A 4,600-nucleotide genomic window follows, 5' to 3' on the forward strand; every position below is an offset into this window, starting at 1 on the left:
GTCATGCCGCGGCCGCGATGCCGAGATCGGCCAGCAGGGCGCGGATGCGGCGCTCGATCTCGTCCCGGATCGGGCGGACGGCCGCCACGCCCTGCCCGGCCGGATCCTCCAACTGCCAGTCCAGGTACCGCTTCCCGGGGAAATACGGGCACGCGTCCCCGCAGCCCATCGTGATCACGACGTCGGAGGCCGCCACGGCCTCGACGGTGAGCACCTTGGGCGCCTCGGCGGAGATGTCGATGCCGACCTCGGCCATGGCCTCCACCACCGCCGGGTTCACGGCGTCGGCGGGCGCGGAGCCGGCGGAGCGCACCTGCACCCGGTCCCCGGCCAGTCGGGTGAGGAAGGCGGCACCCATCTGGGAGCGACCGGCGTTGTGCACGCAGACGAACAGCACGGACGGTGTGACGGAACGGCTCATGAGGGCAGGCCACTTTCTTCGACGGGAACAGCGACGGGAACGGTGACGGGAACAGCGGCCGAGGCGGCTACGGGGGCAGCAGCGGGCGCGGGTACGGGCACGGCGGGATCCCGCGGGGCGGCGGCCCGTCCGGTGGGGCCCGGCTCCGCGCGGCCGAAGCAGGCGGCGACCAGGGCCAGACCGACGAGGGCACCGACCAGCTGCGCCGCGAGGAACGGCACGACGGAGGCCGGGGCGATCCCGGCGAAGGTGTCGGTGAACGCCCGGCCGATGGTCACCGCCGGATTGGCGAAGGAGGTGGACGAGGTGAACCAGTACGCCGCCCCGATGTACGAGGCGACCAGCACGGGCGCGAGGTCCCGGCGGCCGGCCCGGGCCAGGCCGAAGACCAGCCAGACCAGCCCGGCGGTGGCCACCACCTCGCCGAGCCACAGGTGCCCGGCCCACCGGTCGTGGGTGGAGAAGGCCACCGCCGGCCTGGCGAACATCGCGTCCGCGAGCACCGCGCCGCCGATCGCCCCGGCCACCTGCGCCGGTACGTACGCGGCGACCTCGCGCAGGCCGGGGCCGTCGCCGCCCCGGCGGCCGGTGACGTACCCGGCCAACGTGACCACGGGGTTGAAGTGCGCCCCGGACACCGGCCCGAGCAACGCGATCAGCACGCCCAGACCGAAGACGGTCGCAAGGGAGTTGGCCAGCAGCTGTACGCCGACGTCCCGGGTCAGCCCGGTGGCCTGGATGCCGGAGCCGACCACCACCGCGACCAGCGCGGCCGTGCCGATCCCCTCGACGGCCGCCCGCCGGATCAGCGGCGCCCCGGCGCTCACGATCCGGCCGCCGCTTCGGTTCCGGCCGGAATCTCCAGCAGGGCGGACAGCCTGGCCAGCGCCCCGGGCAGGACCCAGTAGTACACCCACGTGCCGCGCCGCTCCGAGTCCACCAGCCCGGCCTCCCGCAGCACCTTCAGGTGGTGGGAGATCGTCGGCTGGGAGACGTCGAACGGACCGGTGAGGTCGCAGACGCACGCCTCGCCCCCCGCGAACGAGGCGATCAGCGACAGCAGCCGCAGGCGGATGGGATCCGACAGCGCCTTGAACATCCGCGACAGCTCGGCCGCGGCGTCCTCGCCCAGCGGCTCGCGCACCATCGGTGCACAGCACGCCGACGGAAGACCAGCTTGTTTCGACATGTCTCTATGTTGACAGCTGTCGAATCGAGTGGCAACGTCGACTGTATCGATATTCATCGAAACAGCCTGCACCCCGAGGAGACCGCCATGTCCCGCGTCCAGCTCGCCCTGCGCGTCGCCGACCTCGAAGGCTCCATCGCCTTCTACTCCACGCTGTTCCGGGCCGAGCCCGCCAAGCGTCGCGAGGGTTACGCCAACTTCGCCCTCACCGAGCCGCCGCTCAAGCTCGTCCTCATCGAGGGCCGGGCGGGGGAGGAAACCCGCCTGGACCACCTCGGCGTCGAGGTCGCCTCCACCGAGGAGGTCGACGCCGCAGCCGCCCGCCTCGCGGGGGCGGGCCTGGCCACGTCCGAGGAATACGACACCACGTGCTGCCACGCCCTCCAGGACAAGGTGTGGATCACCGGCCCGGGCAACGAACCGTGGGAGGTGTACGTGGTCAAGGCCGACGCCGAGCCCGACGCCAAGCCCGACGCCGAGCCCGACACCGACACCGCCCCCCGGACCTGCTGCACCACCACCGCCGGGACCTGACCCGGTCCGCCGGCAGGCGGCGGCACGTCGCTCCGCCGTGCCATCCGTACGGTGCGGCCCCGCCGCCCTCGTACCGGGCGCCGGTGTTCCGCATGACGCCCCGCCGCCTTGACGTGTTCGTCGGCGGGGAGGTGTGCGAACCCGTACCGGGGCGGGTCCATGCGGATCATCACTGCGGGGTTGGCCGTGGGCTCCACCCCGGACCGCGACACCCCCGAGCGGCCGTCCGCGGCCGTGACGTGCGCCTGCACGGCCTGCCACTGGCGTTTCGGCCGTCCGCTCTCGCGTGTGGCGCAGTTCGGCGGCCTACGGCTCCGTGGGGCGGCGGGATTTTGCGCGGAACGTGCGGCGGTACGTGTCCGGGGGGACGCCGAGGGTGCGGTTGAAGTGCCGGCGGAGCGTCGTGGCGGTGCCCATGCCGGTGGAGTCCGCGATGGCGTCGATGCCGTCGTCGGTCTGCTCCAGCAACTCCTGGGCGTGGCGGATCCGTTGGGCCAGCAGCCATTGCAGGGGAGTGGTGCCGGTCGCCGCCCGGAAGTGCCGGCTCAGGTGGCGCGAACTCATCCGGGCCTGACGGGCCAGGTCCTCCACGGTCAGCGGCTGGTCGAGCCGTTCGATGACCCAGGGGAGCAGGGCGGTGAGGGGATGGTCGTCCTGCGCGGGCACCGGGGCGGTGACGAACTGCGCCTGGCCGCCGGACCGGTGCGGGGGTACGACCAGGCGCCGGGCGACGGTGTTGGCGACGGACGAGCCGTGGTCGAGGCGGACGAGGTGCAGGCACAGGTCCAGCGCCGCGGCCTTGCCGGCGGAGGTGAACACCCTGCCGTTGTCCACGTAGAGGACGTCCGGGTCGACCTCCACCGCCGGGTGGCGGGCCGCCAGGGCGTCGGTGTGCGCCCAGTGCGTGGTGGCGCGCTTCCCGTCCAGGACGCCGGCGGCGGCCAGTACGAACGCGCCCGTGCACAGCGAGGCCACGCGGGCGCCCGCGTCGTGGGCGGCGCGCACCGCCTCGACCAGCTCGGCGGGCGGATCCACGTCGACGTCGGCCCAGCCGGCGACGATCACGGTGTCGGCGTCCCGGAGGCGGTCGAGGCCGTGGTCGGGTTCCAGGCTGAACCGGCCGAAGCGCACCGTGTCCGTCCCGCAGACCGTCAGGTCGTACCAGGGGACGGTGACCGCGGCCGGCGCGGAGCCGAAGACCTCCATGGCCACGGAGAGTTCGAAGTGGAGCATCCCGTCGGTGGCGGCCAGCGCGACAGATCCCATGTCCGAAAGTGTACGGGGCGTGTCGTTCGGGACACTCACGGCCCGGCGTTCCACCGGGCCAGGATGGCGGCAGTCGATCAGTACGAGCACGGGAGACGAGACGAGTCATGGCAACGGGGCAGCCGGCGACGGCGACGGAGATGGCGACAGCCGCGGAGAACGCGACGGTCACGGTGTACGGGGCGTACGGACACACCGGCAGGTTCGTGGTGGCCCGGCTCCGGGAACGCGGGTTCGTCCCGGTCCTGTCCGGGCGGGACGCCCACAAGCTCCGCGCACTCGCGCAGGAGCACCCCGGGCTCGGGCTCGACGTCCGCCCCGCGCCGGTCGACGACCCGGACGCGCTCGACCGCGCACTGGCCGGGGCGGCGGCCGTCGTCAACTGTGCGGGCCCGTTCGCCACGACAGCGGCGCCCGTGATCGAAGCGGCCCTGCGCGCCCGGATCCCGTACGTCGACGTCGCGGCGGAGATCGAGGCCAACGCCGACACGTTCGCGCAGTTCGCGGACCGCGCCCGGGACGCCGGCACCGTGATCGTCCCCGCGATGGCCTTCTACGGGGGCCTCGGCGACCTGATGGTCACCGCGGCGATGGGCGACTGGGAGACGGCCGACGAGGCGCACATCGCGTACGGGCTGGACGGCTGGCACCCGACGGAGGGGACGCGCGCCGCCGGCAAGGTCTCCGCCGAGCGCCGCGGCGGAAGGCGCGTCCGCTTCACCGGGGGGCGGCTGGAGTACCACGACGACGAACTGCCCACCCTCCAGTGGCCCTTCCCGGACCCGGTGGGGCCGCGCAGCGTCCTCGGCGGGTTCACGATGGCCGACGTCGTCACCGTCCCCAGCCACCTGCCCATTCCCGAGGTGCGCACCTACATGACGGTCGAGGCTGCGGGCGGCGTGGTGGCCGCGGACTCGCCCGCTCCCACCGCGGTCGACGAGCAGGGCCGGTCCGCGCAGACCTTCCTCGTCGACGTCGTGGTGCGCTCCGGCGACGCCGAGCGGCGCGCCGTGGCGAGCGGCCGGGACATCTACGCCGTCACCGCGCCCCTCGCGGTGGAATCGGGAGCCCCCCGCCACACCCGCCGCCCCCCCTCCCCCCGCCCGCGCGCCCCCGCCCCCCGCCGCCCACACGCAAGTTAGCCCCCCCAGCCCGGGAGGTGCCCCAGTGGGAGGGGCCCCCGGTCGGGG

General features: G+C 74.0%; 5 protein-coding genes and 1 pseudogene. 2 read left to right on the forward strand and 4 right to left on the reverse strand.

What is annotated here, in order from left to right; all coding sequences use genetic code 11:
* Position 1: 1 nt before the first annotated feature.
* The 3 genes from ACFXA3_RS31820 to ACFXA3_RS31830 are packed head-to-tail and all read right to left on the reverse strand — an operon-like array spanning position 2 to position 1,610.
* A complete protein-coding gene (locus tag ACFXA3_RS31820) occupies positions 2–421 on the reverse strand; it encodes an arsenate reductase ArsC (RefSeq protein ID WP_385192423.1) in 420 nt (139 codons plus the stop codon).
* The gene (locus ACFXA3_RS31825; RefSeq protein WP_385192425.1) at positions 418–1,248 is read right to left on the reverse strand and encodes an aquaporin; all 831 of its coding nucleotides are present in this window, start codon (positions 1,246–1,248) and stop codon (positions 418–420) included. Before ACFXA3_RS31825 ends, ACFXA3_RS31820 begins: the two co-directional genes overlap by 4 nt.
* Positions 1,245–1,610, reverse strand: coding sequence for an ArsR/SmtB family transcription factor (locus ACFXA3_RS31830; protein ID WP_385192428.1), 366 nt, complete (start codon positions 1,608–1,610; stop codon positions 1,245–1,247). The genes ACFXA3_RS31825 and ACFXA3_RS31830 overlap by 4 nt, the downstream gene beginning before the upstream one ends.
* A gap of 87 nt (positions 1,611–1,697) precedes the next feature.
* Between ACFXA3_RS31830 and ACFXA3_RS31835 the strand changes: the two genes are divergently transcribed.
* Entirely contained in the window at positions 1,698–2,144 is a 447-nt protein-coding gene (locus ACFXA3_RS31835; protein ID WP_385192430.1) for an ArsI/CadI family heavy metal resistance metalloenzyme, read from the forward strand.
* Positions 2,145–2,450: 306 nt separating this feature from the next.
* On the opposite strand, the gene ACFXA3_RS31840 is transcribed toward ACFXA3_RS31835, so the two are convergent.
* The gene (locus ACFXA3_RS31840; protein ID WP_385192433.1) at positions 2,451–3,410 is read right to left on the reverse strand and encodes a helix-turn-helix domain-containing protein; all 960 of its coding nucleotides are present in this window, start codon (positions 3,408–3,410) and stop codon (positions 2,451–2,453) included.
* A gap of 140 nt (positions 3,411–3,550) precedes the next feature.
* Between ACFXA3_RS31840 and ACFXA3_RS31845 the strand changes: the two are divergent.
* Positions 3,551–4,600 (forward strand): annotated as a pseudogene (locus tag ACFXA3_RS31845) (saccharopine dehydrogenase family protein); the annotation flags it as partial.

Origin of the sequence: Streptomyces sp. NPDC059456 (assembly GCF_042750055.1) — a bacterium.
GTDB lineage: Bacteria > Actinomycetota > Actinomycetes > Streptomycetales > Streptomycetaceae > Streptomyces.